The following is a 26,599-nucleotide window of genomic DNA, read 5'->3' as shown; positions in this document are numbered from 1 at the left end:
GGAAGAGTCAAGACAGCCGGCAACACCACCGGCCCAAAGGAAGGAAACACCACATGTCCACTCATCACCGCCGCCCTTACACTGGCGGGGCCGCGGCGCCCGCCGCTGCCCGTGCCGCCTCCCGGGAACACCGCGGTACCGGCCACCACGGCCTCCGCGCCGGGGGCAGCAGCCCGCTGACCGCCCACACCGTGGAACTGTATCCGGGTGCAGGCGCGCCGCGGACCATCAAGGGCAAGGTCCGGCTCCTCGGATCAGAGGCAGGGATGGCAACCGCCGAATACGCCATCGCCACCCTTGCCGCCGTGGGCTTTGCCGGGCTCCTTGTCTTCATCCTTCGCAGCGAGGAGGTCCGCGGCTTCCTGCTCACCCTGATCCGCACCGCGCTGGCCTTGCCATGACCGAGGCCCCGGCCGTGCTCCCGGCCGCGGATCCGTTCGGTCCAGGCCAGACCACCGCAGGTAAGTCCGCCGCGGGTCCCTCCACCACGGGTCCGTCCGCCGCCGCACAGTCCGCCACCGGACCTACCGGCGGGCGGGACCGTGCGGCCTGCAGTCCCACCGGAGGTCCCGCGGCCCAGGAGTCGTGCGGCGCGGTGACAGCGGAGTTTGCCGTCACCCTGCCCGCGGTCCTGCTACTGCTGGCCATGCTGCTGGCGGGGGCCTCCGCCGGGGTCACCCAGCTGCGATTGGAGGAGGGAGCGCGTGCCGGCGCCCGCGCACTTGCCCGTGGTGACGATTCCGCCACTGTGGAAAGAATCGTCCGGACCCTGGCCGGCGGGTCGGCGTCCGCGGCGGTATCGGCCGACGGCGAGTGGCTGCATGTCACCGTGACAGACAGGGTGGGTGGACCCCTGGGCGCATCCATCCCGTGGCATCTGACTGCGCGGGCCTCCACCCGGAGCGAGGCGGCGGGATGACCCACGGCAAGGCACCCGGAACGGGCCGCGGGCTCGGGGCGAACATGACCGGGCGTCGTGGTTCAGGCCGGAACGGCCATGCAGACGGCACCAACCGGGAACGCGGTTCGGGGACGGTGCTGGCGGCCGGCCTTGCCCTGGTGGTGATGACGGCCATGGCGCTGATGCTGTTGCTGGCGCAGTCGGCCGTCCTGGCCAGCAGGGCGGCAGCCGCTGCCGACCTTGCTGCACTGGCAGCGGCCGACGCCCTGCGCGGCCTTGCCTCCGGGGAACCGTGCACCGTTGCGGCGGAGGTGGCTGCCCAGCACGGGGCCGCCGTGGTGGGCTGCGCGGAGGGTACTGGCCAGACCGTTGAAGTGAGGACCGAGCTGGTGGAACGGACGGTGTTCGGTTCAGCCCATGGGCGCTCCCGTGCGGGGCCTCCGCCCTAGCCAGTCCAGGTCAGTGCCGGACTTGCAGGCCCGGGGAAGCACCTTCGGTGGCGTCCTTGAGCAGGACGTCGAGGAGGGTGACGGCGGCCCCCTTGTCCAGCGGGTTGTTCTTGTTCCCGCATTTGGGCGACTGGACGCAGGAAGGGCACCCGGAATCACATTCGCAGGCCTTGATGGCGTCACGGGTGGCTGTCAGCCAGACCTTGGCCTTGTCGAAACCGCGTTCGGCAAATCCCGCGCCGCCGGGGTGTCCGTCGTACACAAAGATGGTGGGCACCCCGGTGTCGGCGTGCAGGGCCGTGGACACCCCGCCGATGTCCCACCGGTCGCTGGACGCCACCAGGGGCAGCAGGCCGATCGCAGCATGTTCCGCTGCGTGCAGCGCTCCAGGGAACTGGGCTTCGATAAGGCCTGCCCCGGTGAGGGAGCGATTGTCCACCACGAACCAGACGGCCTTGGTGAAGAGTTCGCGGGCACCCAGTTCCAGCGGCTCCTCCCCAAGGATTTCGTTGGAGATGAGTGCCTTGCGCTGGAAGGAGACAACCTGGGTAGTCACTTTCACGTCGCCGAAATGAACGGAGATGTCACCCCATTCCACCGTCCGCTGGGTCTCCAGCACCTCAATCTGGGTCACGTCCCGGGCTGTGGTGTAGTAATCGGGATTGGCGCGGCGCACCATCACGCAGTGGTCGTCCTCGTTGAGGTCCTCCACCACGTAACTGTCACCCTGGTGGATGTAGACGGCGCCGGTGTGCGCCTGGTAGTGCGTCTGCGGGGAATCCATCGTGCCAAGGAGGGACCCGGTCTCGGCATCCACGATGCTCACCGGCCCGCCGCCGTCGGCCCGCAGGTTCACCATGGCGGCCGCGCTCTGGGAGTGTGTCCAGAACCAGCCCGCGGGCCGCCGCCGGAGGTAGCCCTGCGCCACCAGCCTGTCCAGGAGGGACTCCGCGGTGGCTCCGAACAGACCCAGCTCCGCGGGTCCCAGGGGAAGCTCGGCCGCCGCGGCGCACAGGTGCGGCCCCAGGACGTAGGGGTTGGAGGGATCGAAGACCGTCGCTTCCACTGACACGTCGAAGATCGCCTCGGGATGGTTCACCAGGAAGGTGTCCAGGGGATCGTCGCTGGCCACGAAGGCCGCGATGGCATCCTGGCCCGCCCTTCCGGCCCGTCCGATCTGCTGGAACAGGGAGGCCCGCGTGCCGGGCCATCCTGCGACCAGGACGGCGTCCAGGCCCGAGATATCAATGCCCAGTTCCAGCGCCGAGGTACTCGAAACGCCCAGGAGCTCGCCGGAGCGCAGCGCCCGTTCAACCGCACGGCGTTCTTCGGGCAGGTATCCGGAACGGTAGGCGGCCACCCGCTGCGGCAGGCTGGGATCCACCTCATCCAGGAGGCGTTTGGTGATCGAGGAGATGGTTTCCGCCCCGCGCCGGGACTTGATGAACGCGATGGTGCGGATGCGCGCTGACACCAGGTTCGCCAGCAGGTCGGCAGTTTCCGCCACCGCCGTCCGCCGTTCCCTGGCGCCGTTCTCGCCCCGGACCTCGGTCAGCGCAGGTTCCCAGAAAGCCACGGTGGTGGAACCGTGCGGGGAGCCGTCACGGGACACGGCCTTGACCGGGGCACCAATGAGGCGGGCGAAGGACACGTCAGGCTCTGACGCGGTGGCGGAGGCTGCGATGAACACCGGCCCCGGATGGGCTGCACCTGCACCGTAGTACGCGCAGATCCGGCGCAGCCGGCGCATCAGGTTGGCCACATGGGAGCCGAAAACGCCCCGGTAGCTGTGGGCCTCGTCAATGATCACGTAGCGCAGGCGGCGGAAGAAGCCCGCCCACCAGGCATGGTTGGGAAGGATCCCGAAGTGGAGCATGTCCGGGTTGGCCAGGATGAAGTTGGCGTGGTCCCTGATCCAGCGGCGGGACGCGGGGTCGGTGTCGCCGTCATAGGTTTCCGCCCGCACGGTGGGCAGTTCCAGGGCGCGGATGGCGTTGAGCTGGTCGGCGGCCAGGGCCTTGGTGGGGGAGAGGTACAGGGTGACGGCGCCGTCGTCGTGGATCTTCCCCGGGTCGGCCAGGACGCGGAGCTCGGAGCGGTGGATGGCGTCAAGGGCCGGCAGCTGATACGCCAGCGACTTCCCTGACGCGGTTCCGGTGGCCACCACCACGTGTTCACCGCCGTGGGCTATGCCGGCTGCCTCCACCTGGTGCCGGTAGGGCTCCTGGATGCCCAGCGAACCGTATGCCGCCACCAGGTCGGGGTGCACCCACGCGGGCCACGGCTCATGCTCGGCCTCGCGGGCCGGGATGGTGCGCACATGACGGAGCTGTTCCGGGTCCGGGCCGCGGCCCAGCAAGGGAATCAGGGAGTCATGGGGGTTCACCCCCACATTGTTTCACCCGGCGGGGCCTGGCCGGCCCCGGTTCGCCACGGGGGTAACAGGACGGGTCAGCTCAGGGAAAGGTCGGAACCGTCGTGGGATGCGGAGAGCATCAGCACATGGGAAACCGTGGTCCAGCCGAGGTGGGAATACAGTTTCCGGCCGTCAGCGGAGGCCAGGAGAAGGCCCTCCTGCACGTCGTGCTCGAAGGCCTGGGCGGCCAGGGCCCGCATGATGAAACTGCCCAAGCCACGGCGCTGGAAAGCCGGTTCGGTGATGATCTTGTCGAACACCGCGGTTTCCCCCACCACAAAGACGCGTCCGCTGGCCGCCAGGGTGTCGCCGGAGCGGACCTCTGCGTAGTGCACGCCGTCCTGCTCCCACGTTGAGTGCGTGAGGTCGTCGTCGGGGAGCCAGGGATCCTCTGCGTCCTGGGTTTCCATGTCCACGATCATCATTGCCTGCGAGGCAGAGGTCACGTTCAGGCCGTGCCGTTCCGCCAGGGCGGAGTAACGCGGGATGTCATTGGTGAGGATGGTGAGGACCCTCGCGGGCGCCTCCGCCGTCTTAGCGGCCAGGGCTGCGAATTCATCGTCCGTGGGCTCGGAGGCGAAGAATTCCCAGTCGCCGCTGGTGTCGGCACGGAGCACGGCAGGGAACCGGCCCTCGGTGGATGTCCGGTAACCGCGACAACCGGCCCAGCCGGCCACCCACACCTCAAGAAGGCCAGTGATGTCTTCAACCATGGTTTCCGGACTCATGGCATGAGACTATTCCAGCCCGGTCGCCAGCAACAGGGGGCTGCCAAGAGCTTATGCAATTGTGATGCGGCGAAAGCGCCGTTACGGGCCGGCAGTCGTGGCCGCCGCTCCGGCAGCCACGGTTCCCGCTCCGCCCGTCCCAAGCGTGCCGGTACCCTTAAATACGTGGCTTTAAACCGGATTGTGCTTTTTTACGGCTTTACCCCCCTCCCTGACCCGGAGGCGGTACGGCTCTGGCAGCGTGCGCTCTGCGAGAAGCTCGGACTGACGGGCCGCATCCTGATCTCCAAGGACGGCATCAACGCCACCGTGGGCGGTGAGATCGGCGCCGTGAAGCAGTACGTGAAGACAACGCGCGAGTACCAAGGCTTCAGGGACATCGACGTGAAATGGTCCGACGGCGGTGCGGAGGACTTCCCGCGCCTCAGCGTCAAAGTGCGCGACGAGATTGTCTCCTTCGGCGCCCCCGGCGAGCTGAAGGTCGATGCCCACGGGGTGGTGGGCGGCGGGACCCACCTCAAGCCCGAGGAACTGCACCAGCTCGTTGACGCCAAGAAGCAAAGCGGGGAGGACGTGGTGTTCTTTGACGGGCGGAACGCCTTCGAAGCGCAGATCGGCCGGTTCAAGGACGCAATCGTCCCGGACGTTGCCACCACCCATGACTTCATCCAGGAGCTCGAGTCCGGCAAGTATGACGGGCTCAAGGACAAGCCCGTGGTCACCTACTGCACCGGCGGGATCCGCTGCGAGGTGCTGTCCAGCCTGATGGTGAACCGGGGCTTCAAAGAGGTGTACCAGCTGGACGGCGGCATTGTCCGCTACGGCGAAACCTTCAAGGACCAGGGCCTGTGGGAGGGCTCGCTGTACGTCTTCGACAAACGCATGCACCTTGAGTTCAGCGACGACGCGAAGACCATCGGGCAGTGCGCCCGCTGCGCAGCGCCCACCAGCAAGTTCGAGAACTGCTCCAACCCCAGTTGCCGGACCCTCACCTTGTACTGCGCGGAGTGCGCCTCCAGCCCGGAAACCCTCCGCTGCCCGGAGGGCTGCGCCGCCTGAGCACAGGCAGCCAGGTCAGAGAAGCCGCAGCCGGTAGGCGTAGTTCGCGCCTGTCCTGGCCTCCACCCTGATGGTGAGCGCTGTTTCCGACGAAAGATAGATGACGTTCTCCCTGTTGATCCCGCACCGGAGCCCCAGGTCCACCAGCGTCAGCGATTCGCTGCGGACCGTGAAGGTCACGCGCCGCTGGCTGCGGCACGCCAGGGACAGCACGTAGGTGCCCGTCCCCAGCACCGGAGTGGATTCGGTCCGGACGTTGCCCACGGCCACAAGTCCCGCTCCGGCGGAGGCCACCGGCTGCCCGGGGTCGGGAAGCGTGCGGGCCGCCCATGCGCCGGTTTCCTCCTCGCTGACGGGATCGTTCTGCAGGGGGTCGCGGGTGAACACCGGCCCGGGAAGGCGCGTCGCTTCCGCCTCGACGGGCCCGGGCAGGTTCCGCCCGTCGTCGTACGTATATTCACACCCGCCCAGCATCATCCCGGCGGCCGCCACAGCAATGGCGACGGCGGCGGCCGGCTTCCGCCCTGGCCGCACCCGTGCGTCCCCAGCGGGGGCCGTGGGGGCGGTGGATGGCGCGGAGGCCGTCCGCACACTGGGCATAGTCCGACTGTATGCCCGACGGCGGCGGCGGGCCAGAGCACGGAGGGCGGTTAGTCCGCGGGCGCCAGCCGGTAGGCGTAAATGAGGGGTGCGTCCACGCTGTACGTGCTGATCTCCAGTGTGCCGGCATCCGGCAGGGTGATTTTTGTGGATTCCCGGCTGCCGTTGCAGGCTGCTCCGGCGTCCGCCAGCTTCTTCCCGTCCAGCGATACGGCGAAGAAAGCCTTTCCGCCGCCCTCACACGTGGCGGTGAGGATGTAGCGGCCCGCCGGGACATCAGCGGCTTCCCTGATGATGCGGTCCCGGTTGAGGATTTTGCCGGCGTCCTCAAGGACCGCTCCCGGAACCGGGGGCAGCGCCGTGGCCTGCCACTGCGGGACGTCCGCGTTCTCGATGGAAACAACGGGGGAGCACCCGGCCAGGACAAGGGCCGCCGCACCCGCGGACACGGCGGACCACGGCATCAGGCGGGCACGCCGCGCGGGCCGGAGCCGGGCGCGCGGAAGGACGGAAGAACGCGAAGGCATGCCTCAACGCTACCCGGTGCCGGCCGCCCCGGCCTCCGGTGCCCGCCGGACTAAACTTGGGCAGTGCCTAGATCCCCATACGAGTTCACCGCCGGCAACACCCCGGACGCACCCCGCAGCGACCTCCCGGAGCTGCTCACGGCCCTCGCCGCCGATCTGCGGGGCCTGGACTACACGCCCGACGGCGTCGCCAGGCTCCTGGGCGCCGCCGCTTCCGAGGCCCTGAACCGGGACCAGATCATTCCGGCCCTGCTGGCAGTGGACCGGGCTGTGCGCCAGGACGAAGGGAACGCGGCGCTCGCCGCCGTCGTCCGCCTCTGGCTCCTTGCCGAGCCGCAGGCGAAGGACACGCTCGACGCCGCCCTTCCGGGCATCGGTGCCGACGGGCTCCTCACGCTGGGGCTTGTTGAGCCCGTACCCGGCGCGGGCCTGTTGGCCGCCAAGGCTGATCTGCGGCCGTACGGGTGGTCCGGCACCTCCGGGAACAACACAGACGGCAGCGGGGGTGCGGAGCTTTGGGTGGCGAGCGACCTGGCCGCACACCAGCAGGCGGGGGTGCTGCGGCACGACCACGTGCTCGGCATCGGCCAGGCGTCCACCACCCTGGTGCAGACCACCGTCCGCCGCCATACCGGACGCGCCCTGGACCTCAGCACGGGATGCGGCATCCAGGCCTTCCACCTGCTCCACCACTGCGAGCACGTCACGGCCACGGACATCTCCGAACGGGCACTTGCTTTCACGCGCTTCAACATCCTGCTCAACGCCGCGGCCCTGTCCGTTGACCCGTCCCGGCTGGAGGACAGGGTGAGCCTGCGCCTCGGCTCACTCCTGGACCCCGTGGCAGGCGAGGAATTTGGGCTGGTGGTGTCCAATCCTCCGTTCGTGATCACGCCGCGGAGCGCAGGGGAGGCTGCCGCGGAGCAGTTCACCTACCGCGACGGCGGCCTTCCGGGCGATGCGATTGTTGCCTCGCTGGTTGCTGATCTGCCCGGGATCCTGGCCCCCGGCGGCACCGCGCAGATGCTGGGGAACTGGGAAGTGGCGGCCGGAACCGGGTGGCAGGAGCGCCCGCGGACGTGGGTCCGGCCGGACACGGACGCCTGGTTCATCCAGCGCGAGCAGGTGGGGCCGGAACAGTACGCGGAAACCTGGCTGCAGGACGCCTCCGAGGGCCGGGACCGGCAGCACTACCGGGACGCTTACGCGGCCTACCTGGCGGACTTCGAGTCGAGGAACGTGGAGGGCATCGGCTTCGGCATGGTCTGGCTCCGGCGGCCGCCGGCACCCGGGCAGGGCACCTTCAGCCGGTTCGAGGAAATCACCTACCCCATCGAGCAGCCCATCGGCCCCCACCTGGGCACCGCCGTCGAACGCATCGACTGGCTGGCCGCGCACAGCCTCGAGGAAGCGCACCTGCTGGTGGCCGAGGATGTCACGGAGGAGCGCCACCAGCGCCCGGGAGCGGAGCATCCGGGCGTGATCCTGCTCCGGCAGGGCGCGGGCCTGCGCCGGACAAACCTGCTGAGCACCGAGCTGGCAGGCTTCGTGTCGGCCTGCGACGGCGACCTTTCCGCCGGGCAGATTGCCGGTGCCCTGGAGGCGCTGCTCGGCGGCGGGATGGCAGGCGGGGACGGGTTCGACGCCGGTTCCTTCCGGGGCCGGCTGCTCGCCGATGTGGCCAATCTGGTGCGGGACGGCTTCCTGATCCCTGCCGCCGGATAAGGCGCGGAGCAAGGCGCCGGCGGCGCCCGGCAGAACCCCCTTCTTTTCCACATGGATGCGCACATTTCTGCAAAATATGGTGAACTAGGCCAGTATGGGCGCATCTGCCCGAGCAACCTTTTTCTGTAGGAGCACCGTGCCAAGCAAGGCCAAAACCGGCAAGAAACTCGTGATTGTGGAGTCTCCGGCCAAGAGCAAGACCATCGCCAAGTACCTCGGCGAGGGCTTCATCGTAGAGGCCTCCATTGGTCACATCCGCGACCTGCCGCAGCCATCCGAGCTCCCCGCCGAGCTGAAGAAAACGTCGGTGGGCAAGTTCGCCGTCGACATCGATCACGACTTCAAGCCCTACTACGTGGTGTCCGCGGACAAGAAGAAAAAGGTCACTGAGCTTAAGGCCGCGCTCAAGGACGCCGACGAACTTTATCTCGCAACCGATGGGGACCGCGAGGGCGAAGCCATCGCGTGGCACCTGCTGGAAGTGCTCAAGCCCAAGGTCCCGGTGTACCGGATGACCTTCGGCGAAATCACGAAGGAAGCCATCCAGCGCGCCATGGGCAACCTGCGCGATGTGGACACCGCGCTGGTGGACGCCCAGGAGACCCGCCGCGTCCTGGACCGCCTCTACGGCTACGAAATCTCCCCGGTGCTGTGGCGCAAGGTGGCCCGCGGCCTGTCCGCCGGCCGCGTGCAGTCCGTGGTGACCCGTATGGTGGTGGACCGCGAACGCGAGCGAATGGCCTTCAAAGCCGCCTCCTACTGGGACCTCACGGGCCAGTTCGGCGCCGACGCCGGGTCCTTCAAGGCCAAGCTCGCCGCCGTGGACGGGGCGAAGGTGGCCAGCGGCCGGGACTTCAACGACGACGGCGTCCTGACGTCGAAGAACGTTGCCCACCTGAACGAGGAGCTGGCTGCGTCCCTGGCGGCAGGGCTGCAGGACGCTTCGTTCACCGTCCGGTCCGTCGACACCAAGCCGTACACCCGGCGCCCGGCTGCGCCCTTCACCACCTCTACGCTGCAGCAGGAGGCCGGCCGCAAGCTGCGTTTCTCCTCCAAGAGCACCATGCAGGTGGCCCAGCGGCTGTACGAAAACGGCTACATCACCTATATGCGTACGGACTCCTCCGCGCTGAGCGACGAAGCCCTCACCGCCGCGCGGCGCCAGGCGTCCGAGCTGTACGGCCCGGAGTACATCCCGCAGTCACCGCGCGTGTACACCGGCAAGGCAGCCAACGCGCAGGAAGCGCACGAGGCCATCCGCCCCGCCGGCGACTCGTTCCGCACCCCGGCCCAGGTGGCCAAGCAGCTCTCGGGCGACGAATTCCGCCTGTATGAACTCATCTGGAAGCGCACCGTTGCGTCCCAGATGGCCGATGCCAAGGGCTCGACGGCGACCATCCGGCTGGGTGCCGTCGCTGCGGACGGCCGGGATGCCGAGTTCTCGGCCTCCGGCACCGTGATCACGTTCCCCGGCTTCCTCGCAGCTTACGAGGAAGGCAAGGACGAGACCCGCGGAGACGACGATTCCGACGACGCCCGCCGGCTGCCCAACGTGGCCAAGGGCGATGCCCTCACGGCCTCCGAGATCCTGGCAGTGGGCCACGAAACCTCGCCGCCGCCGCGCTACACCGAAGCGTCACTGACCGCCGAGCTGGAGAAGAGGGGCATCGGCCGCCCGTCCACCTACGCCTCCACCATCTCCACCATCCAGGACCGCGGATACGTCCGGAAACAGGGTTCTGCGCTGGTCCCCAGCTGGATCGCCTTCTCGGTGATCCGCCTGCTGGAGCAGCACTTCAGCGACTACGTTGACTACGAGTTCACCGCGGACATGGAAGGCGACCTGGACAAGATCGCCAACGGCCAGGCCGTGGGCGCCTCCTGGCTCCGCCACTTCTACTTCGGGGAAGACTCGGACCCGGGCCTGCTGAGCATCGTGAACAACCTGGGGGAGATCGACGCCCGCGAAATCAACTCCATCCCCATCACGGATGAGATCACGCTGCGGGTTGGCAAGTTCGGCCCGTACCTGGAGAGCTCGGCCGCCACTGTCGACCCGAAGACCGGGGAGATCGTGGAGTCGCCCCGGGCCAACGTGCCCGAGGACCTGGCTCCGGACGAGCTGACCGCTGCCAAGGCCATTGAGCTGATGGAAACCGCTGCCCCCGAGGAGCGGGTACTGGGCACCGATCCGCACACTGGGCATACGGTGGTTGCCAAGAACGGCCGATACGGCGCCTACGTCACCGAGGTCATCCCGGAGATGACCGAGGAACAGATCGCCGCCCAGCCGGTGGAGTACTACAAGAACGGCAAGCCCAAGCCGCCGAAGAAGCCGGTCAAGGCCAAACCCCGCACCGGCTCGCTGTTCAAGTCCATGACCGTGGAGTCAGTCACCCTTGACGAGGCGCTGCAGCTCATGAGCCTGCCCCGCGCCCTGGGCGAGGACGCCGAAGGCAACCTCATCACGGTGCAGAACGGCCGGTTTGGCCCCTACCTCAAGAAGGGGACCGACTCCCGGTCCATCGGCTCCGAGGAAGAGATCTTCACCATCACCCTGGACCAGGCGCTGGAGATCTACTCCCAGCCGAAGCAGCGTGGCGCCCGGGCCGCCGTCCCGCCGCTGGCGGAGTTCGGCCCCGACCCGGTGTCGGAGAAGAACATCGTGGTGAAGGAGGGCCGCTTCGGCCCCTACATCACCGACGGGATCACCAATATCACCGTTCCTCGGGCAACCTCCCTGGAGGAGCTGACGCGTGAACAGGCCGTGGAACTGCTAGCGGAGAAGCGTGCCAAGGGTCCGGTGAAGCGTACGGCCACCCGCAAGGCCCCGGCCAAGAAGAAGGCCACCGCCAAGAAGTAGCGGTGGTTACGGGGTTTGCATGGGGCACTGGATCGTGATCGGGTAGGGGGATGACTGAACAGCCAGCGCACACGGATCTCCAGCCCCTCAACGACCTCGAGGAAAAGCTCGCGAAGGGCGGGCAGCCTGACGCCAGCCCGGTAGACGTCATCCTGTCCTTCCTGAACAGCGAGGTCTACATCATCAGTTCGGACGGCATCGAGGGCGAGGACTCCCAGGTGGAGCCCCTGGTCCTGGGCAATGCCGACGGCGACCCCGTCCTCGCCGTCTTCTCGCACCCCAGCCGCGTGGACCAGCAGTACCTCGAAGCTGCGCCCAACGTGCTGGGCACCCAGGGTGCGGCCATCATCGCGAACATCGGTGACGAACTGGGAATGGTCATCAACCCGGGCGCAGCCTACGGATTCGAGATCAACCCCGAGGGCGTGGCCAACATCAAGCGCGACTTCAAGCGGGCTGACGAGCAATAATTGCACCATGCGGCTAGGCGTCCTCGATATCGGGTCCAATACTGTCCACCTCCTCCTGGTGGATGCCCACCCCGGTGCGCGGCCGGTGCCCTTCGCCTCGCACAAGCGGCCGCTGTCCCTGGTCCAATACCTGGAACCGGACGGCAGCATCAATGACGCCGGCCAGCACGAGCTCACCGAGTTCGTCCTTGAAGCCTGGGAGTTTGCGGCCAGGCACAAGGCCGAAGACCTCCTGGCCTTCTGTACGTCAGCCATCCGCGAGGCCACCAACGGCCCCGAGGTCCTGGCCCGGGTCAAGCACGAAACCACCGTGACCCTTCAGGAACTCACCGGCAGCGAAGAAGCATCCATGACCTTCTTCGCCGTCAGGCGCTGGCATGGGTGGGGTGCCGGACCCATTCTCAACCTGGACATCGGCGGCGGCTCCTTTGAGATGGCCTTCGGCCAGGATGAGCTTCCGGAAGTGGCCACGTCCGTGCCGCTGGGTGCCAGCCGGCTCACGCGGGACTGGCTGTCCGAAGATCCGCCGTCGGCCAAGAGCGTCAAGGAGTTGCGGCGGTACATCCGCGCCACCCTCAAGCCTGCGGTCCGGGAATTCGACGGGTTGGGCCGGGCCAACGTGGTGGCGGGAACGTCCAAGACCTTCCGCTCCCTGGCACGGATCGCCGGGGCCGCCCCCAGCGCGGCCGGCCCCTACGTCAAGCGCGAGCTGCAGGCTTCGGACCTGGGGGTCTGGGCGCAGCGGATCTCGGCCATGAAGGTCGAGGACCGGCTGCACCTGCCGGGCGTCTCCGAAGCCCGCGCCCACCAGCTGCTGGCCGGAGCGCTTGTGGCGGAGGCCGCACTGGAACTCTTCAAGTTCAAAAAGCTGAGGATCTGCCCCTGGGCCTTGCGCGAGGGCCTCATCCTCCGCCGGCTGGACCAGCTGGTGTTTTCCGGGCCCCTGGAGCTCGCACCCCACCTGGCCCCGCCGCAGACTGTCGAAGCCGCGGTCTAGGAACTCCTTAAAAGGGAAGTACCGGCGTCGGCAACAGGAAAATGGGGGAAAACCTGTTGCCGGACGCCGGTACCCTGGCAGGGATCCCCATCCCTGCCGCATCACTCGCACCCTCAATGAGGTAGTACCCACGTTAGGACTCCAAGTTGTGAGGCACCTGCACCCAACATGTGAGTCACCTGTGAATGGGTTTCGGCGAGTTCCCACCCTTTTCGTGTCCGCCCCGGGTCATGGATTTCTGCGCTTGCCGGGCCGAACTGTAATGATGGAGCCATGAGCAACCGAATCGCATTCCTTGGCTGTGGATCCATGAACGAAGCAATTCTGAGTGGCCTGCTGGAATCCGGAACGGATCCGGCGGACGTCGTCGCAACCGTCCGGAGGGCAGAGCGTGCCGCAGAGCTGGCGGAACGGCACCACGGGGTGACCGCAATCGCCGGGGAAGAGGAGCCGGACAACAACAAGCAGGCAACCAAGGGATCCGGCGTCGTGATCCTGGGCGTCAAGCCTGTTGGCATCACGGAGCTGGCGCGGGAAATCAGCAGCTCGCTCTCGCCCACCACGGTGGTGGTCAGCGTGGCAGCGGCGGTGTCCATTGCCCAGCTTGAGGCGGCCCTGCCCGCAGGGCAGCCGGTGATCCGCTCCATGCCCAATACACCGGCCAAGCTGGGCCGCGGCGTGGTGTCGGTCTCGCCGGGCACCAGCTGCACCCCTGAACAGCTCAAGAGGGTCAAGGATGTCCTGCACGGTGCGGGGACGGTGGTGGAGGTCCCCGAGGAACAGGTGGACGCGCTCTCTGCGATCAGCGGTTCCGGACCGGCGTACGCGTTCTACCTGGCTGAAGCAATGGCCGCAGCGGGCCGGGAGCTTGGCCTGGACCCGGAACTGTCCCTTCTCCTCGCCCGGGAAACGGTGGCCGGAGCCGGCTTTATGCTCGCCGAGCCCGGCGCCGATCCCACCGCGCTGCGCAAGGCCGTGACCAGCCCGAACGGCACCACCGAGAGGGCCATCGCCACGTTCGACGAGCGCGGCCTTCCCGCCATCATTGCCGCCGGTGCCCGCGCCGCCGCGGAGCGCGCAGCCGAGATCACCAGGCAGCTCGGCTGACTCACGTCGGGAACTAGGGCCGGGCTGCGAACCGTTCCAGCAGGTCCACGTGCCCGGACACGATCAGCATGTCCCGGGAGGACACCTTGGTCTCCGGGCGGGCGTAGGTGAAGTCCTCACCCGGTGACTTCACACCAACGATCGTCACGCCGTACTTGGACCTGACCTTGGATTCGTCCAGCGTGAATCCCACCGTTTCGCGCGGGGGGTACATCTTGACGATGGCGAAGTCGTCGTCGAATTCGATGAAGTCCAGCATCCGGCCGGAGACCAGGTGCGCGGCCCGGACGCCGGCGTCGGCCTCCGGATAGATCACATGGTTGGCGCCGATGCGGGTAAGGATTTTGCCGTGGGAGGGCGTAATGGCCTTCACCCAGAGGTGTTCGATGCCCAGGTCCACGAGGTTGACAGTGATCAGCACCGAGGATTCGATGGACGTGCCCACCCCCACGACGGCCGAGCTGAACTCCTGGGCGCCCAGCTGGCGGAGTGCGTCGATGTTGGTGGCGTCAGCCTCCACGACGTGGGTGAGCAGCGGCGCCCATTTCTGGACGAGGGTCCTGTCCCGTTCGATGGCGAGGACCTCGCGGCCCTGCTTGACCAGCTGCTCTGCCGTGGAGGAACCGAACCGTCCCAGCCCGATGACCAGCACGGGGGCGTTGTGGGCGGGGCGACGCGGGGCGTCGGGTGAACTAGCCAATGATGGGCCTCTCTTCGGGATAGTGGTAGAGCTGGCTGCGCTGGCGAAGGGCCAGGGCGGCTGCGAGGGTGACCGTTCCTACGCGCCCGGCGAACATCAGGGCCGTGAGGACGTAAACGCCCGACGGCGGCACTTCAGCGCTGAGGTTGGTGCTGAGGCCGCAGGTGGCGAACGCGGAGATCGTTTCGAACAGCACCCGGTCCAGTGACGCCCCGCTGATATGCAGCAGGAGGAATGCCGAGACGGACACCAGGGTGGCCCCGGCGACGATCACCGAGATGGCCACCCGCATGGTGCCTTGGGGGATGGTCCGGCCGTACACCTTGACGTCGGTGTCGCCGCGGCCTTCGGCCACAATTGCCAGGAACATCACGGCGATGGTGGTGACCTTGATGCCGCCCGCGGTGGACGCAGAACCTCCGCCGGCGAACATCAGCGCATCCGTCAGCAGCATGGTGGTGGATTCCATCTGGTTCTGGTCCACCAGGTTGAAGCCGCCGGACCGCATCATGACGGACGCAAACAGGGCGTGGGTGACCTTGTCCCCGACATCCATGGTTCCGATGGTCCGCAGGTTGTCCCACTCCATCAAGGCCCACAGGACGGTGCCCGCCAGCAGGAGGATGAAGGACACCTGGATGGTGAGTTTGGTGTGCAGGTTCCACTTCTTCCAGTTCAGCCCGTTCTGCTGGAGGACCATCACCACGGGAAAGCCCAGGCTGCCCAGGAAGACGCCGAGCATCAGGGGAACCAGGATCCAGAGGTCTGTCTCGTAGGGCACGATGCCGTCCGAGTGCGGGGTGAAGCCTGCGTTGTTGAAAGAGGAGATGGCGTAGAAAATTCCATGCCAGACGGCCTGCCAGAACGGCTCACCCAGGGTCAGGAACCGGGGGATCAGGGCCAGTGCAAGGATTCCTTCGATCACCACTGACGTGGTGATGACGATCCGCAGCAAGGTGCCCACCTCGCCCAGGCGCCCTGCGTTGTTCATGGACTCGGCGGCAATGATTTTGCCGCGCACTCCCAGTCGCTTGCCAACCATCAGCGCCAGCAGCGAGGCCAGGGTCAGGGTGCCGAGGCCGCCGATGAAGATACCAATCAGGATTACCAGCTGACCGAAGAAGGACCAGTGGACCGCCGTGGACACCACCGTCAGTCCGGTGACGCACACGGCGGAGACTGCGGTGAACATCGCCTGGTGGACCGGGGTGACGGTACCGGTGGCGGAAGAGACGGGAAGGGACAGCAGGAGCGTGAATACAAGGCAGACGGCGGCGAACACCGTGAGGGCAAGACGGGCCGGCGAGGTGTTCGCAATGTCGTCGACGAAGTCCCGCAGCCGCGTAAGGATCCAGAGGCCTTCCCGCTCCTGCCCTGCGGGATGCCAGTTGGCCGGGGTACGGGGCCTCGACTGGCTTTGCGTCATGTGTGGCTTTTCCTCGGTAGAAACTGCTTCCCTCAGTAGTAAACCACTAATGCCTGCGTCATGACTGGGCAGGAGGGGTGCCGCGCTCAGGTAGCCTGTGATTGATGACATACCTGCCGGGCCTCAGCTTGCCCGCGCCCCCAACGGTGGTGGCGTGGAGTTCTGACATGACCGCCTACAATTTCGGCCCGGGCCACCCCATGGCCCCGGAGCGCATGGACCTGACAGCCCGGTTGGCGGGCAGCCTTGGGTTGTTCGACCTGGAGCATGTGGCGGTGGAGGCGCCGGACGTGGCGGACGACGCCGACCTCGAAACCGTGCATTCCGCCGAATTTGTTGCGGCAGTCAAAAAGGTCAGCTCACATCCCGGTCAGACTGACGAGGCCCGCGGCCTGGGCACCGAGGATGACCCCGCTTTTGCCGGGATGCATGAGGCGGCAGCCCGCCTGGCCGGAGCGTCGCTGCTGTCCGCCTCCAGGATCCTGGACGGTTCAGCCCTGCGCGCCATCAATTTCGGTGGCGGCATGCACCACGCCTCCCGCGAGCGGGCCAGCGGGTTCTGCATTTATAACGACGCCGCCCTTGCCGTGCAGAAGCTGCTCGACGGCGGCATCCGCAGGGTGGCGTATATCGACGTCGATGCGCACCACGGGGACGGAACGGAGAGTATCTTCTGGGACGACCCCCGCGTGCTCACGGTTTCGCTGCACGAGAGCGGGCTGACGCTGTTCCCGGGCACAGGGTTTGCGAACGAGATCGGCGGCCCGCAGGCGGAAGGGACAGCCGTGAACGTCGCGCTGCCCTCGGGAACGGGGGACGCCGGCTGGCTGCGCGCCTTCTACGCCGTGGTCCCGCAGTTGGTAGCCGCCTTCCAGCCGGAGGTAATCGTCAGCCAGCACGGCTGCGACTCGCACCGCCTCGACCCCCTGACGCACCTCAACCTCAGCGTTGACGGGCAGAGGGAGGCCGCCTCCGCCGTCGGGAACCTTGCAGCCCGCCACTGCGACAACCGCTGGATCGCCACGGGAGGCGGCGGCTACAACGTCCTCCAGGTGGTCCCGCGGTCCTGGAGCCACCTGATTGCCATCGCGGCCGGCCGGCCCGTGCCGCTGCGCACGCCGGTCCCGCAGGACTGGCGTGATTACGTCCAGGAGAAGTTCGGTTCCTCGGCGCCGGCGCTGATGAGTGACGATGTGGAGCTCTGGTGGCGGTCCTGGGAGGTCGGTTTCGATCCCAACGATGCCGTGGACCGGACTGTCATGGCGACCCGGAAGTCCGTGTTCCCGCTCCACGGACTCGACCCCTGGTTCGACTGACGCGTTGCCTTCAGGTGTTCCGCTTCTCCGTCTGGAACACCACTCCCGCCGCGCCGATGAGCCATCCCAGCAGCGATAACGCGAAGGCCCCGATCAGGTCCGTGGACGCGGTTCCCTTGGCGAGCCAGAGCAGCAGGACGGCCAGGCCCACTGCGAGGTAGACGATGATGGCTGCGATGATCCGCCCCGACAGCCGGGCGGTGACGTCGGACGGGTTGATCGCCGTTGAGCTTCCCGGCGCCCCCGGACCTGGTGGCCGGCGGGTGTCCTGCCCGGACTCCTCACGGCGGACCTCGGCGATGGTGAAACCGAGCGCCGATGCGGTCAGCGAACTCAGCGACGTCGCCAGGACGCCGGCCGCGGTGACCAGGGCTCCATTGAGGGGCGGCGCAACAGTCCGTCCGTCCGGCACCCAGAACCCCACGCGAAGCAGAACTGAGCCCCACACCGCGACGAAGAGGCCCAGGAACACGAACGCGATGATGTTGAACAGTTGCTGGCGGAGGATCTCCATGCCACCCACCCCTCAGGTCACGCCGGCCGCTGCCCGGGAACCCTGGGCAACCCTGGAACCGTTCTAGCACCGCGGGAGAACCGGGGCAATGGCATTCGGGTAAGGGCCGAAATAGTTGATGCCTTTCGGCGTATATGTCGCTAGGGTTGAGGCATGGTGACAGACGACGTATTTGCCGTCATAGCGGAATCGACCCGGCGTGACATTTTGGTTTCCCTCCGCTCCGGGGACAAGGCCGTGGGCGAACTGGTGGAGGAACTGGCTGCGAGCCAGCCCACCATTTCCAAGCACCTCAAAGTCCTTCGCGAAGCCCAGCTGGTGAGCATGCGGGCCCAGGGCCAGAAGCGCTACTACGCACTCAACCGCAAACCTCTGGAGGGCATCGCCACCTGGCTAGAGACCCTCGACGTCGGCGCGGCGGCGCCAGCGGAACCGGCCGGCCGGGCGTCCTCGCACGCCGCCGCTGCCCAAGGCAGCCAGGAACAGGCTTCCCGCACCACCCCCGAGACGGCACCCGCGGACCAGGAATCCGCCACCGCCGGCGCCGTGGCGGCGGAGGCTGTGTCCGCCGGTGTCCTGGCGCGCGACGGCGCCGAGCTTAGTCCCGCCGTCATTATCCCCGGCGGCACCACGGCGCCGCTGAGCGACGATAGCGTGCCCCAGCAGATCGGCAGGACCGTGGGGCGGGCCGCCACCAAGGCCGCCGACCTCCTGGCTAACCTGCCCACCCTGCCGAAGTTCGGCCGCAAGAAGTAGGGCCCTGGCGCCTACTTGTTGAGCAGGCGCACGTGGTCCGGGGTCAGTCCGGAGATGTTGCTGACACCCAGCAGGGCCATGGTGCGGGCCATGTCCTTCTCGAGGATCTGCAGCGTGCGGTCAACGCCCGCCCGGCCGCCGGCCATCAGTCCGTACAGGTAGGCGCGCCCGATCAGCGTGAAGTCTGCGCCCAGGGCCAGGGCGGCCACGATGTCCGCGCCGCTCATGATCCCCGTGTCCAGCATGATTGCGGCATCGCTGTTGTCCGCGGTGAAGGCCTGCTTGACCTCGGGGAGCAGGTGGAACGGGATGGGTGCCCGGTCCAGCTGGCGGCCGCCATGGTTGGAGAGGACCACGCCGTCGGCGCCATGGTCGACGACGCGGCGGGCATCCTCCACGGTCTGGATGCCCTTGACCACGAGCTTGCCCTTCCAGGTTTCGCGCAGCCAGTCCAGGTCCTCGAACGTGAGCGTGGGATCGAACATGGAGTTGATGAGGTCCGCCACGGTTCCGGTGTAGCGGGACAGTGACGCGAAAGTGAGCGGCTCATGCGTGAGGAAGTTGAACCACCAGGCGGGGCGGTAGGAGGCATCGAGGACGGTCTTGACCGTCAGCGCCGGCGGGATGGTCATGCCGTTGCGGACATCGCGGAGGCGGGCGCCGGCCACGGCGGTGTCCACGGTGACCATGAGGGTGTCGTTGCCGGCCTTGGCGGCCCGCTCGATCAGTTCCAGTGAGCGGTCGCGGTCCGTCCAGAGGTACAACTGGAACCAGTTGCGGCCGTTCGGGGCTGCGGCCGCCACATCCTCGATGGACGCGGTGCCCATGGTGGAGAGGGTGTAGGGGATTCCGGCAGCTTCCGCGGCCTGGGAACCGGCGTACTCGCCTTCGGACTGCATCATGCGGGTGAAGCCGGTGGGGGCGATGCCCACGGGCAGCCGGGATGGCTTGCCCAGGATTTCGGTGCTCAGGTCGATTTTGGAGACGTTGCGCAGGATGCCGGGCCGGAACTCGATGTCCAGGAACGCCTCGCGGGCACGGCGGAGGGTGATTTCCCCTTCGGCAGCGCCGTCGGTGTAGTCGAACGGTGCCTGCGGGGTGCGGCGCTTGGCGATGTCGCGGAGATCCCAGATGGTGCTGGCCCGCTTGAGCCGCGCTTCCTTGCTGAACCCGGGCTTCTTGAACTGCATCAGCGGGGCCAAATCCGAGTACTTGGGGATCCGGCGCTTCAGCGCTGCCGGCACCGCTGAAACGGCCGGTGTGGCGGCGGGCCCGGGGGCGGCCGCCGGGATGTCCGTAGCATCCGGGGCGGGGGATGCCTCCGGATTGTTGGGCTGGATGGTGTGGGTCATGGCGTCCTCCGTTGGGCCGGCAGGTCCGCGTCCGGGACCTCCTGTGGTCTAACCACACTGTAGGCCATGTGGTCGGACCACATCAAGTACCATGGCCCTATGCGTACGCACCAGCTTGTTTTGTCTTGGATTGAGGCCGAGCTTTCCGAGGGCCGGCTGGCCGTGGGCGGACGGCTGCCCGCCGAAAGGACCCTCGCCGAACAGCTGAAGGTCTCACGCACGTCCGTGCGCGAAGCCATCCGGATCCTTGAAGCCATGGGCGTGGTCCGGGCCGGGGTGGGGTCGGGCCCGGACGCCGGTACGGTGGTCATCTCGGATCCGACGGCGGCCCTTGGCTCAGCTTTGCGCCTGCACGTGGCCACGCAGCACCTTCCGGTGGCGGACATCGTGGAAACCCGGATGCTCCTTGAGTCCTGGGCGGCGTCCAGGGCAAGCCCGGAGGCCCCGGAGCTGGAGGAGGCCGGCAAACTGCTGGACGAGATGGCCGTTGAGGGGTTGGACGTTGATGAATTCCTGGCGCTGGATGTCCGGTTCCACCTGGCCCTCGCCGATGCCGCGGGAAACGCGGTGGTCAGCGCCATGATGGGCTCGCTGCGCGAATCGATCCAGCGGTACGCCGCGCAGCTGACATCCAGCCTTCCGGACTGGGAGGCAACAGCCACGCGCCTGAAGGCAGAGCACTGCGGGATCCTTGCCGCCATCAGGAACGGCGACGGCGACCGCGCGGCACGGCTGGTGGCAGCCCACATCGAGGGCTACTACCGGGAAGCCGGAATGGGTCGTCCCTAAGGGGTGCTCAGCCGTGGACTGCCGTGCGGGCAGCCTTGGCCGGGCCGGTGCTGGCGCGCACCTCGAGCTTTGGCTGGTAGCGGCTGCCGGGAGCGTCGCTTTCCTCGTTGCGGATGAGGGCCCGCAGCTGGTGCCAGGCCTGCTCGCCCAGTTCGGTAATGGGAACAGCCGCTGTGGTGAGCGTCGGCGTTGTGTACTTTGCGAAGGGAATGTCGTCGAACCCGGTGACGGAGATGTCGCCGGGGACGTCGAGGCCCCGTTCATGCAGCCCGCTCATCAGGCCCATCGCTACCAGGTCGTTGAAGGCAAGGATCCCCGTGGCGCCGCTTTCCAAAACGGCATCCACCGCGCCGTGGCCGGTGTCGAAGTCCGAGCCACCTTCCAGCATGGTGACCTCCACCTGCGGATGGGCCGTCTTGAAGGCCTCCAGGCCCTGGAGCCGGAGGTTGTTGGACGCGCTGCGGGGAGGACCTGCCAGGAAGGCGAGGCGGGTGTGGCCCAGGTCCACCAGGTGTTCGGCGATATCCTGCACGCCCTGGCCGTAGTCCACCACCAGGCTGGGGACGCCTGCAGCGGCCGTGGTGCGGTTGATGAGGACCAGCGGCCGGAGGGACGGCGCAATCTCCTCCAGTTCGGCGTCGCTCATGCGGGGCGCGCAGAGGACCAGTCCGTCGCACCGCCGGCGTGCCTCGCCCGCCAGGATGGTTTCCTCGCTGGAGACCTCAAAGGAATCGGCGATGAGCACGCGGTACCCGTCCTGGGCGGCGGCCCGGCTCAAGCCGCGGAGGATGGCCTGGAAGGTGGGGTTGGCCAGGTCCGGCACCACAATGCCGATGGTGTCTGTCTTGCCGAGGGCCAGGCTTCGGCCCACGGGGTTGGGCTGGTACTTCAGCTCGACCGCCGCCGCCCGGACCCGGGCAGCGATCTCGGGGTCCACCGTGAAGTTGCCGTTCATGACGCGCGAAACCGTCGCGTGGGAGACTCCCGCCTTCACGGCAACGTCTGCGATGCCGATCCTGCCGGATGCCGATTTCCTGACCATGCGTGGCCCCTTCCTTCGCGCCGCGGCCGGCAGGTGGTGGCGCCGTTCCGTTGCAGGGCAGGATCCAAACCGACTGTGTGGCGGCGTACTCGTCAAAGCATGTAGTGAGTGACAGCATATAACGGGATGGGAAAGCGATTTCTCTTCCTTTCCCACTTTTTCCCGCCAATTTTCCCGTTCTTTCCCGGTCCTGGGCGCGGATCGGGCAGAAAACGCTTTCTCCTATGCAGTCCAATGCTTGACGGATGAGCGATCGGATTGATACAACTCATAGGGAAGCCTGAGAAAACGCTTTCTGAGGCAAGGTACAAAGAAGCACCACATCGTCACCGAACAGCGGCCCATCCGGCCGGATTTTGCGTCTTCGAAAGGGACCCCTCATGGTCAACACAGCCGAGTCGACTTCCGCCCCAGAGGCACGGTCCGAACCCGCGGACGGCACCGAAACTGCTGCCGCCGCTGCGCCCGCCCGCCACGGCGGCAAAGCCCGCATTGCCCTGATCGGCACCGGCGGGCGTTCCGAGATGTACATCCGCGCCATTTTCGGCAAGCACGCGGACACCGCCGAGCTGGTGGCTTTCTCCGACGTGAACCCCGGCCGCGTGGAGTTCTACCAGAAGCTCATCCAGGAACTGGGCGCGCCGGGTCCGGTCGCATCGTTCGACCCCGCAGACCTCACCGCCTTCATCCAGGCCAACTCCATCGACCGCGTCGTGGTGACCACCCCTGACTACACCCATGCGGACTACATCGTGGAGGCACTGCGCGCAGGCGCCGACGTCGTCGTCGAAAAGCCCCTCACAATCGACGCCGAAGGCTGCCGCCGCATCACCCAGGCCGTTCACGAGACCGGCCGCAACGTGGTGGTCACCTTCAACTACCGCTACTCGCCGCGTAACAGCGCCCTCAAGGAGATTATCCAGAGCGGCGTGATCGGGAAGGTCACGTCCATCGACTTCAGCTGGGTCCTGGACACCGTCCACGGCGCCGACTACTTCCGCCGCTGGCACCGGGAAAAGAAGAACTCCGGCGGCCTGTTGATCCACAAGGCCTCGCACCACTTCGACCTGGTCAACTGGTGGATCGACGACGTTCCCGAGCGTGTCTTCGCTTCCGGCGGCCTGAAGTTCTACGGCGACAAAAACGCCGCTGAGCGCGGCCTGGGTCCCCGCCCCGAGCGCGGCACGCCCAGTGCCGATGCCCCCGCCGGCGCGGAAAAGGACCCCTTCACCCTTGACCTGCGGGAGGACGAGCGCCTCAAGGCCCTCTTCCTGGACAACGAGCACTACGACGGCTACCGCCGCGACCAGGACGTGTTCACCGGCGGCATCACCATCGAGGACAACCTCGCACTGGTGGTGGAATACCAGGGCGGGCCCCGCCTCAGCTACTCGCTGAACGCCCACAGCCCCTGGGAGGGCTACCGGGTAGCGGTCAATGGCACCGAAGGCCGCGCCGAGCTCGAGGTGGTGGAACGCGCCGCCGTCACCTCCAGCACGGACAAGAAGACCGTCGTGGACCCCAGCGCCACCCCCATCGAAGAGGATGACGCCATCCGCCGCAACGGCGAACGCCTGGTGGTCCAGCGCCACTGGGAAGCCGCCTACGAGGTGCCGATCGTCAACGGCGAAGGCGGCCACGGCGGCGGTGACGAGCTCCTGCTCTCAGACCTCTTCGACGGTCCGGGCGAGGACCCGCTGGGACGCCCCTCCGGATACCTGGACGGGCTGCGCTCCGTCTCCGTCGGCATCGCCGGCAACCGCTCCCTCGAGTCCTCCCTGCCCGTACGCATCGAGGACCTGGACCTCGGCGTCGACCTCCGCCGCGGCAACTGACTCCTGCCCGGGAACCAACCGAAGGAATAACCATGAGCAGGATCTTTGTCACGGGCGGCTCCGGACGCCTGGGCCGCAGTGTTGTGGCGGGGCTCGCCGCAAAGGGCCATCACGTCATCTCGGTGGACCGCGACGCCGTTCCGGCGGACCAGCTGCCCGCCGGCGTCGTGCAGGAAACGGCCGACCTCCTGGCCCCCGGCGAGGCGCTGCGCCTCCTCCGCGAGACCACGCCCGACGCCGTCATCCACCTTGCCGCCATAGCCGTACCGTTCAGCGCGCCCGAGGACGTCATTTTTGCCACGAACACGCGGCTCGCGTTCGCCGTGATCAGCGCGGCCACCGACGTGGGCGTGCAGAAGATTGTTACGGCCAGCAGCCCCACGGTGCTGGGCTACGGTTCGCCGGCGGGCTGGCTGCCGCCGTCGTTCCCGCTGGATGAGCGGACGCCGCCGCGGCCGTGGAACGCCTACGCCCTGTCCAAACTCATTGCCGAGCAGACCGTCCAGACCTTCGCTGCAGCACAGGGCGAGAAAATCCGTTACGCAGCGTTCCGGCCCTGCTACGTGATCTCGCCGGAGGAATGGGAGGGTGCACCGACGCAGCAGGGCCACACCCTTGCTGAGCGGCTGGCCGATCCCGCACTGTCCGCACCCGCGCTTTTCAACTACGTGGATGCCCGGGACGTGGCGGACTTCCTGGACCTGCTGCTGGAAAAGATGCCGTCCATCCCCAACGGGGAAACCTTCTTTGTAGGAGCCGCGGACGCCCTTGCCACAGCACCGCTGGCCGAACTGATGCCGAAATTCCTGCCCGGAAGCGAAGCCCTCAGCGCCGGACTCACTGGTGCCAGCCCGGCCTTCTCCATCGCCAAGGCCCAGGAGCTCCTGGGCTGGCAGCCCACGCGCAGCTGGCGCACCGAACTCAAGCCCCACACCACCCTCAACGACGAGAATTCCGCGCTGGTCAGCGCCGGCAGCGGAGCCAAGGAGAAACCATGAAATTCGACGGCGTACTGTTCTTCCCCGTCACCCCGTTCACGGCCGAAGGCACCGTTGACGTGGAGCTGCTGAAGGAACACATCAGCTCCCGGCTTCCGTTCCGGCCCGGCGGCGTTTTCCCTGCCTGCGGCACCGGCGAATTCCATGCCCTCAGCATTGAGGAGGTCCGCACTGTGGTGGCGGCCGCCGTCGAGGTCGTTGCCGGACAGGTCCCGGTAGTTGCCGGCGCCGGAGGACCGCTGGGCCACGCGATTGCCGCCGCCCGCGCCGCGGAAGAAGCGGGGGCCGACGCCCTCCTGGTGCTCCCGCCGTATTTGGTCACCGGCCCCACCGACGGACTCGTGGCCTACATCGAGGCCGTGGCCAACGCCAGCAGCCTGCCGGTGATTGTCTACCACCGGGGCAACGCAAAGTTCACTGCCGCTTCGATGGCCCGGCTGGCTGCCAATCCCAAGGTCGTCGGCTTCAAGGACGGGCTGGGAGACGTTGGCCTGGCCCAGGAAATTGTCTCCGCGGTGCGTGCCACCGGACGCCAGGACTTCGCCTTCTTCAACGGCCTGCTGACCGCCGAGCTGACCCAGGGCGCCTACCGCGGACTCGGCATACCGTTGTACTCTTCCGCGGCATTCGCCATGGCCCCGGAGATCGCCAAGGCCTACTACGACGCCTACGAAGCCGGCGATGAGGACCGCCGCAACGCCCTGCTGGAAGGCTTCTACGCACCACTGGTACGCCTCCGCGACCAGACGCCCGGTTTCGGTGTTTCGCTGATCAAGGCAGGCCTGCGGCTGGGTGGACTTCCCGTCGGCTCAGTGCGCCCGCCGCTGGTGGATCCCACCGAGGAGCAACTGGTCCAGCTGAAGGCCATCCTCGCCAGGGGCTACGAGCTGGCTGGCCGCTGATGAGCGCCCCCGCGGCTGTTGCCGTTCGCACGGAACCGCGCATCACGGGCCTCACCACCCGGCTCATCACGGTTCCGCTGCGCCGCAGCTGGGGCGTGGAGGCACCTGAAAACCACGTGATCGTCACGGAGATCCATACGGACGACGGCGGCGCGGGGCACGGTTTCTCCTGGACCCCCACCATCGGTCCGCAGGCGGTCAAGGCCCTGCTGGATTATGACATCGCCCCGTTCGTCACCGGGCTGCCCGCCCACCCGGAGACTGTGTGGGATGCCGTGTGGAAGCGGCTGCATGAGGCTGGCGGCGGGGGACTGACCACCATCGCCATGGCCGGCGTGGACCTGGCCCTGTGGGACCTCCAGGCATCGCGGGCCCACACCTCCGTGACCGGACTCCTGGGGCAGCGCCAGGAATCCGCGGAGGTTTACGGCTCCGGGGTGAACCTGCACTACTCGCTCGAAGAACTGGTGGCGCAGACTGAGCGCTGGATTGCCGCCGGGCACCAGGCGGTCAAGATCAAGGTGGGCAAGCCGGACATCCGCGAGGACGCCGAACGGGTCGCAGCGGTTCGATCCGTCCTGGGCCCGGACCGGAAGCTGATGATCGACGCCAACCAGCGCTGGGACCTCCCCACCACCCTCAAAGCCCTGGACGTGCTGGCCGGCTTCGGGCTGGAGTGGCTTGAGGAACCCATCCGGGCTGACGACCTCTGGGCCTACCGCAGGCTCCGGAAGCACTCGCCCGTGCCGATCGCCCTCGGCGAAAACCTGCACACCATCTACCGCTTCCGCGATTTCATAGAGGCGGAAGCAGTGGACATCATCCAGCCGAACATCATCCGGGTGGGCGGCATCACCCCCTTTAGGCGCATCGTTGAAGTTGCCCGGACCAACAGCATCAAGGTCATGCCGCACCTGCTGCCGGAGCTGTCCGGCCAGCTGGCGCTGACGCTTGCGGAGCCCACCCTGGTGGAAGACGTGGAGGAGGCATCCTTTGAGCAGCTGGGGATCCTGGCAGGACCTTCGCCGGTACGGTTCAGGAACAGCCGGGTGACCCTCACCAACCAGCCCGGACTCGGCTTCCGCTTCGCCGACGCGCGCTAGGGCAGGGCCACCCAGACCTGATGA

Annotated in this window: 25 protein-coding genes; 16 read left to right on the top strand and 9 right to left on the bottom strand. The window is 67.4% G+C overall.

Annotated features, from left to right (window positions below; translation table 11 throughout):
- Nucleotides 1–53: 53 nt before the first annotated feature.
- The 3 genes from HTS88_RS08030 to HTS88_RS08020 are packed head-to-tail and all read left to right on the top strand — an operon-like array spanning nt 54 to nt 1,350.
- Nucleotides 54–401 (top strand): DUF4244 domain-containing protein, encoded by a 348-nt coding sequence (locus tag HTS88_RS08030; RefSeq protein WP_174177160.1) that lies wholly within the window; start codon nt 54–56, stop codon nt 399–401.
- On the top strand, nt 398–919 hold the full coding sequence (locus tag HTS88_RS22150; protein WP_246256090.1) for a TadE family type IV pilus minor pilin: 522 nt from the start codon (nt 398–400) through the stop codon (nt 917–919). Before HTS88_RS08030 ends, HTS88_RS22150 begins: the two co-directional genes overlap by 4 nt.
- The gene (locus tag HTS88_RS08020) at nt 916–1,350 is read left to right on the top strand and encodes an Rv3654c family TadE-like protein (protein WP_377088494.1); all 435 of its coding nucleotides are present in this window, start codon (nt 916–918) and stop codon (nt 1,348–1,350) included. Before HTS88_RS22150 ends, HTS88_RS08020 begins: the two co-directional genes overlap by 4 nt.
- 10 nt (nt 1,351–1,360) lie before the next feature.
- Here HTS88_RS08020 and HTS88_RS08015 read toward each other — a convergent pair whose 3' ends face one another.
- On the bottom strand, nt 1,361–3,736 hold the full coding sequence (locus HTS88_RS08015) for a DEAD/DEAH box helicase (protein WP_174177159.1): 2,376 nt from the start codon (nt 3,734–3,736) through the stop codon (nt 1,361–1,363).
- 65 nt (nt 3,737–3,801) lie between these two features.
- Nucleotides 3,802–4,494, bottom strand: a complete 693-nt coding sequence (locus HTS88_RS08010; RefSeq protein WP_174177157.1) for a GNAT family N-acetyltransferase — start codon at nt 4,492–4,494, stop codon at nt 3,802–3,804.
- Nucleotides 4,495–4,659: 165 nt separating this feature from the next.
- Here HTS88_RS08010 and trhO point away from each other — a divergent pair, with 165 nt between their 5' ends.
- Nucleotides 4,660–5,553, top strand: coding sequence for an oxygen-dependent tRNA uridine(34) hydroxylase TrhO (gene trhO / locus HTS88_RS08005; protein ID WP_174177155.1), 894 nt, complete (start codon nt 4,660–4,662; stop codon nt 5,551–5,553).
- A gap of 15 nt (nt 5,554–5,568) precedes the next feature.
- Here trhO and HTS88_RS08000 read toward each other — a convergent pair whose 3' ends face one another.
- Both HTS88_RS08000 and HTS88_RS07995 read right to left on the bottom strand, forming a co-directional pair.
- On the bottom strand, nt 5,569–6,153 hold the full coding sequence (locus tag HTS88_RS08000; protein WP_217432337.1) for a hypothetical protein: 585 nt from the start codon (nt 6,151–6,153) through the stop codon (nt 5,569–5,571).
- Nucleotides 6,154–6,203: 50 nt separating this feature from the next.
- A complete protein-coding gene (locus HTS88_RS07995; RefSeq protein WP_174177153.1) occupies nt 6,204–6,680 on the bottom strand; it encodes a hypothetical protein in 477 nt (158 codons plus the stop codon).
- A gap of 63 nt (nt 6,681–6,743) precedes the next feature.
- Here HTS88_RS07995 and HTS88_RS07990 point away from each other — a divergent pair, with 63 nt between their 5' ends.
- The 5 genes from HTS88_RS07990 to proC all read left to right on the top strand — a co-directional run bounded on the left by HTS88_RS07990 (nt 6,744) and on the right by proC (nt 13,842).
- The gene (locus HTS88_RS07990) at nt 6,744–8,405 is read left to right on the top strand and encodes a DUF7059 domain-containing protein (RefSeq protein ID WP_174177151.1); all 1,662 of its coding nucleotides are present in this window, start codon (nt 6,744–6,746) and stop codon (nt 8,403–8,405) included.
- Between the two features lie 136 nt (nt 8,406–8,541).
- Nucleotides 8,542–11,268: a type I DNA topoisomerase gene (gene topA / locus HTS88_RS07985; RefSeq protein WP_174177149.1), complete on the top strand. Its 2,727-nt coding sequence runs from the start codon at nt 8,542–8,544 to the stop codon at nt 11,266–11,268.
- A gap of 50 nt (nt 11,269–11,318) precedes the next feature.
- Nucleotides 11,319–11,738, top strand: a complete 420-nt coding sequence (locus HTS88_RS07980; RefSeq protein WP_174177147.1) for an SseB family protein — start codon at nt 11,319–11,321, stop codon at nt 11,736–11,738.
- A gap of 7 nt (nt 11,739–11,745) precedes the next feature.
- Nucleotides 11,746–12,735, top strand: a complete 990-nt coding sequence (locus tag HTS88_RS07975) for a Ppx/GppA phosphatase family protein (RefSeq protein ID WP_174177145.1) — start codon at nt 11,746–11,748, stop codon at nt 12,733–12,735.
- Between the two features lie 273 nt (nt 12,736–13,008).
- Complete coding sequence (gene proC / locus HTS88_RS07970) at nt 13,009–13,842, top strand: pyrroline-5-carboxylate reductase (RefSeq protein ID WP_174177143.1); 834 nt, start codon at nt 13,009–13,011, stop codon at nt 13,840–13,842.
- 13 nt (nt 13,843–13,855) lie between these two features.
- On the opposite strand, the gene HTS88_RS07965 is transcribed toward proC, so the two are convergent.
- Nucleotides 13,856–14,494 (bottom strand): potassium channel family protein, encoded by a 639-nt coding sequence (locus HTS88_RS07965; protein ID WP_172801511.1) that lies wholly within the window; start codon nt 14,492–14,494, stop codon nt 13,856–13,858.
- A 40-nt stretch (nt 14,495–14,534) separates the two neighbouring features.
- Entirely contained in the window at nt 14,535–15,968 is a 1,434-nt protein-coding gene (locus HTS88_RS07960) for a TrkH family potassium uptake protein (RefSeq protein WP_174177141.1), read from the bottom strand.
- A gap of 104 nt (nt 15,969–16,072) precedes the next feature.
- Here HTS88_RS07960 and HTS88_RS07955 point away from each other — a divergent pair, with 104 nt between their 5' ends.
- Nucleotides 16,073–17,284 (top strand): acetoin utilization protein AcuC, encoded by a 1,212-nt coding sequence (locus HTS88_RS07955; protein WP_174177139.1) that lies wholly within the window; start codon nt 16,073–16,075, stop codon nt 17,282–17,284.
- A 10-nt stretch (nt 17,285–17,294) separates the two neighbouring features.
- On the opposite strand, the gene HTS88_RS07950 is transcribed toward HTS88_RS07955, so the two are convergent.
- Nucleotides 17,295–17,798, bottom strand: a complete 504-nt coding sequence (locus HTS88_RS07950) for a hypothetical protein (RefSeq protein ID WP_174177137.1) — start codon at nt 17,796–17,798, stop codon at nt 17,295–17,297.
- Nucleotides 17,799–17,951: 153 nt separating this feature from the next.
- Here HTS88_RS07950 and HTS88_RS07945 point away from each other — a divergent pair, with 153 nt between their 5' ends.
- On the top strand, nt 17,952–18,554 hold the full coding sequence (locus HTS88_RS07945; protein WP_174177135.1) for an ArsR/SmtB family transcription factor: 603 nt from the start codon (nt 17,952–17,954) through the stop codon (nt 18,552–18,554).
- Between the two features lie 11 nt (nt 18,555–18,565).
- Here HTS88_RS07945 and HTS88_RS07940 read toward each other — a convergent pair whose 3' ends face one another.
- Nucleotides 18,566–19,906, bottom strand: coding sequence for an alpha-hydroxy acid oxidase (locus tag HTS88_RS07940; protein WP_281359021.1), 1,341 nt, complete (start codon nt 19,904–19,906; stop codon nt 18,566–18,568).
- Between the two features lie 99 nt (nt 19,907–20,005).
- On the opposite strand from HTS88_RS07940, the gene HTS88_RS07935 reads away from it, so the two are divergent.
- On the top strand, nt 20,006–20,695 hold the full coding sequence (locus tag HTS88_RS07935) for a FadR/GntR family transcriptional regulator (protein ID WP_174177133.1): 690 nt from the start codon (nt 20,006–20,008) through the stop codon (nt 20,693–20,695).
- Nucleotides 20,696–20,702: 7 nt separating this feature from the next.
- Here HTS88_RS07935 and HTS88_RS07930 read toward each other — a convergent pair whose 3' ends face one another.
- Entirely contained in the window at nt 20,703–21,737 is a 1,035-nt protein-coding gene (locus tag HTS88_RS07930) for a LacI family DNA-binding transcriptional regulator (RefSeq protein ID WP_174177131.1), read from the bottom strand.
- A gap of 380 nt (nt 21,738–22,117) precedes the next feature.
- Here HTS88_RS07930 and HTS88_RS07925 point away from each other — a divergent pair, with 380 nt between their 5' ends.
- The 4 genes from HTS88_RS07925 to HTS88_RS07910 are packed head-to-tail and all read left to right on the top strand — an operon-like array spanning nt 22,118 to nt 26,575.
- Nucleotides 22,118–23,572, top strand: a complete 1,455-nt coding sequence (locus tag HTS88_RS07925) for a Gfo/Idh/MocA family oxidoreductase (RefSeq protein WP_174177129.1) — start codon at nt 22,118–22,120, stop codon at nt 23,570–23,572.
- A gap of 32 nt (nt 23,573–23,604) precedes the next feature.
- A complete protein-coding gene (locus HTS88_RS07920) occupies nt 23,605–24,570 on the top strand; it encodes an NAD-dependent epimerase/dehydratase family protein (protein ID WP_174177127.1) in 966 nt (321 codons plus the stop codon).
- Nucleotides 24,567–25,472, top strand: coding sequence for a 5-dehydro-4-deoxyglucarate dehydratase (locus HTS88_RS07915; protein WP_174177125.1), 906 nt, complete (start codon nt 24,567–24,569; stop codon nt 25,470–25,472). Before HTS88_RS07920 ends, HTS88_RS07915 begins: the two co-directional genes overlap by 4 nt.
- Entirely contained in the window at nt 25,472–26,575 is a 1,104-nt protein-coding gene (locus HTS88_RS07910; RefSeq protein ID WP_174177123.1) for a mandelate racemase/muconate lactonizing enzyme family protein, read from the top strand. The genes HTS88_RS07915 and HTS88_RS07910 overlap by 1 nt, the downstream gene beginning before the upstream one ends.
- Nucleotides 26,576–26,599: the final 24 nt, after the last annotated feature.

Origin of the sequence: Pseudarthrobacter oxydans (assembly GCF_013314975.1) — a bacterium.
Lineage (GTDB): Bacteria > Actinomycetota > Actinomycetes > Actinomycetales > Micrococcaceae > Arthrobacter > Arthrobacter oxydans.
Note: the sequence above shows the minus strand (reverse complement) of the source record. Positions and strands in the feature narration are given on the sequence as shown.

What these genes read in the sequence shown, in the direction of transcription:
- proC (WP_174177143.1), top strand. Translation starts at nt 13,009, where the DNA reads ATGAGCAACCGAATCGCATTCCTTGGCTGTGGATCCATGAACGAAGCA.
- HTS88_RS07995 (WP_174177153.1), bottom strand. Translation starts at nt 6,680, where the DNA reads ATGCCTTCGCGTTCTTCCGTCCTTCCGCGCGCCCGGCTCCGGCCCGCG.
- HTS88_RS08020 (WP_377088494.1), top strand. Translation starts at nt 916, where the DNA reads ATGACCCACGGCAAGGCACCCGGAACGGGCCGCGGGCTCGGGGCGAAC.
- HTS88_RS07930 (WP_174177131.1), bottom strand. Translation starts at nt 21,737, where the DNA reads ATGGTCAGGAAATCGGCATCCGGCAGGATCGGCATCGCAGACGTTGCC.
- HTS88_RS07950 (WP_174177137.1), bottom strand. Translation starts at nt 17,798, where the DNA reads ATGGAGATCCTCCGCCAGCAACTGTTCAACATCATCGCGTTCGTGTTC.
- HTS88_RS07980 (WP_174177147.1), top strand. Translation starts at nt 11,319, where the DNA reads ATGACTGAACAGCCAGCGCACACGGATCTCCAGCCCCTCAACGACCTC.
- HTS88_RS08030 (WP_174177160.1), top strand. Translation starts at nt 54, where the DNA reads ATGTCCACTCATCACCGCCGCCCTTACACTGGCGGGGCCGCGGCGCCC.
- HTS88_RS07945 (WP_174177135.1), top strand. Translation starts at nt 17,952, where the DNA reads ATGGTGACAGACGACGTATTTGCCGTCATAGCGGAATCGACCCGGCGT.
- HTS88_RS07960 (WP_174177141.1), bottom strand. Translation starts at nt 15,968, where the DNA reads ATGACGCAAAGCCAGTCGAGGCCCCGTACCCCGGCCAACTGGCATCCC.
- HTS88_RS07920 (WP_174177127.1), top strand. Translation starts at nt 23,605, where the DNA reads ATGAGCAGGATCTTTGTCACGGGCGGCTCCGGACGCCTGGGCCGCAGT.
- HTS88_RS08000 (WP_217432337.1), bottom strand. Translation starts at nt 6,153, where the DNA reads ATGCCCAGTGTGCGGACGGCCTCCGCGCCATCCACCGCCCCCACGGCC.
- HTS88_RS07910 (WP_174177123.1), top strand. Translation starts at nt 25,472, where the DNA reads ATGAGCGCCCCCGCGGCTGTTGCCGTTCGCACGGAACCGCGCATCACG.
- HTS88_RS07975 (WP_174177145.1), top strand. Translation starts at nt 11,746, where the DNA reads ATGCGGCTAGGCGTCCTCGATATCGGGTCCAATACTGTCCACCTCCTC.
- HTS88_RS07955 (WP_174177139.1), top strand. Translation starts at nt 16,073, where the DNA reads ATGACATACCTGCCGGGCCTCAGCTTGCCCGCGCCCCCAACGGTGGTG.
- HTS88_RS07935 (WP_174177133.1), top strand. Translation starts at nt 20,006, where the DNA reads ATGCGTACGCACCAGCTTGTTTTGTCTTGGATTGAGGCCGAGCTTTCC.
- HTS88_RS07925 (WP_174177129.1), top strand. Translation starts at nt 22,118, where the DNA reads ATGGTCAACACAGCCGAGTCGACTTCCGCCCCAGAGGCACGGTCCGAA.
- HTS88_RS08010 (WP_174177157.1), bottom strand. Translation starts at nt 4,494, where the DNA reads ATGAGTCCGGAAACCATGGTTGAAGACATCACTGGCCTTCTTGAGGTG.
- HTS88_RS07915 (WP_174177125.1), top strand. Translation starts at nt 24,567, where the DNA reads ATGAAATTCGACGGCGTACTGTTCTTCCCCGTCACCCCGTTCACGGCC.
- HTS88_RS07940 (WP_281359021.1), bottom strand. Translation starts at nt 19,906, where the DNA reads ATGACCCACACCATCCAGCCCAACAATCCGGAGGCATCCCCCGCCCCG.
- HTS88_RS22150 (WP_246256090.1), top strand. Translation starts at nt 398, where the DNA reads ATGACCGAGGCCCCGGCCGTGCTCCCGGCCGCGGATCCGTTCGGTCCA.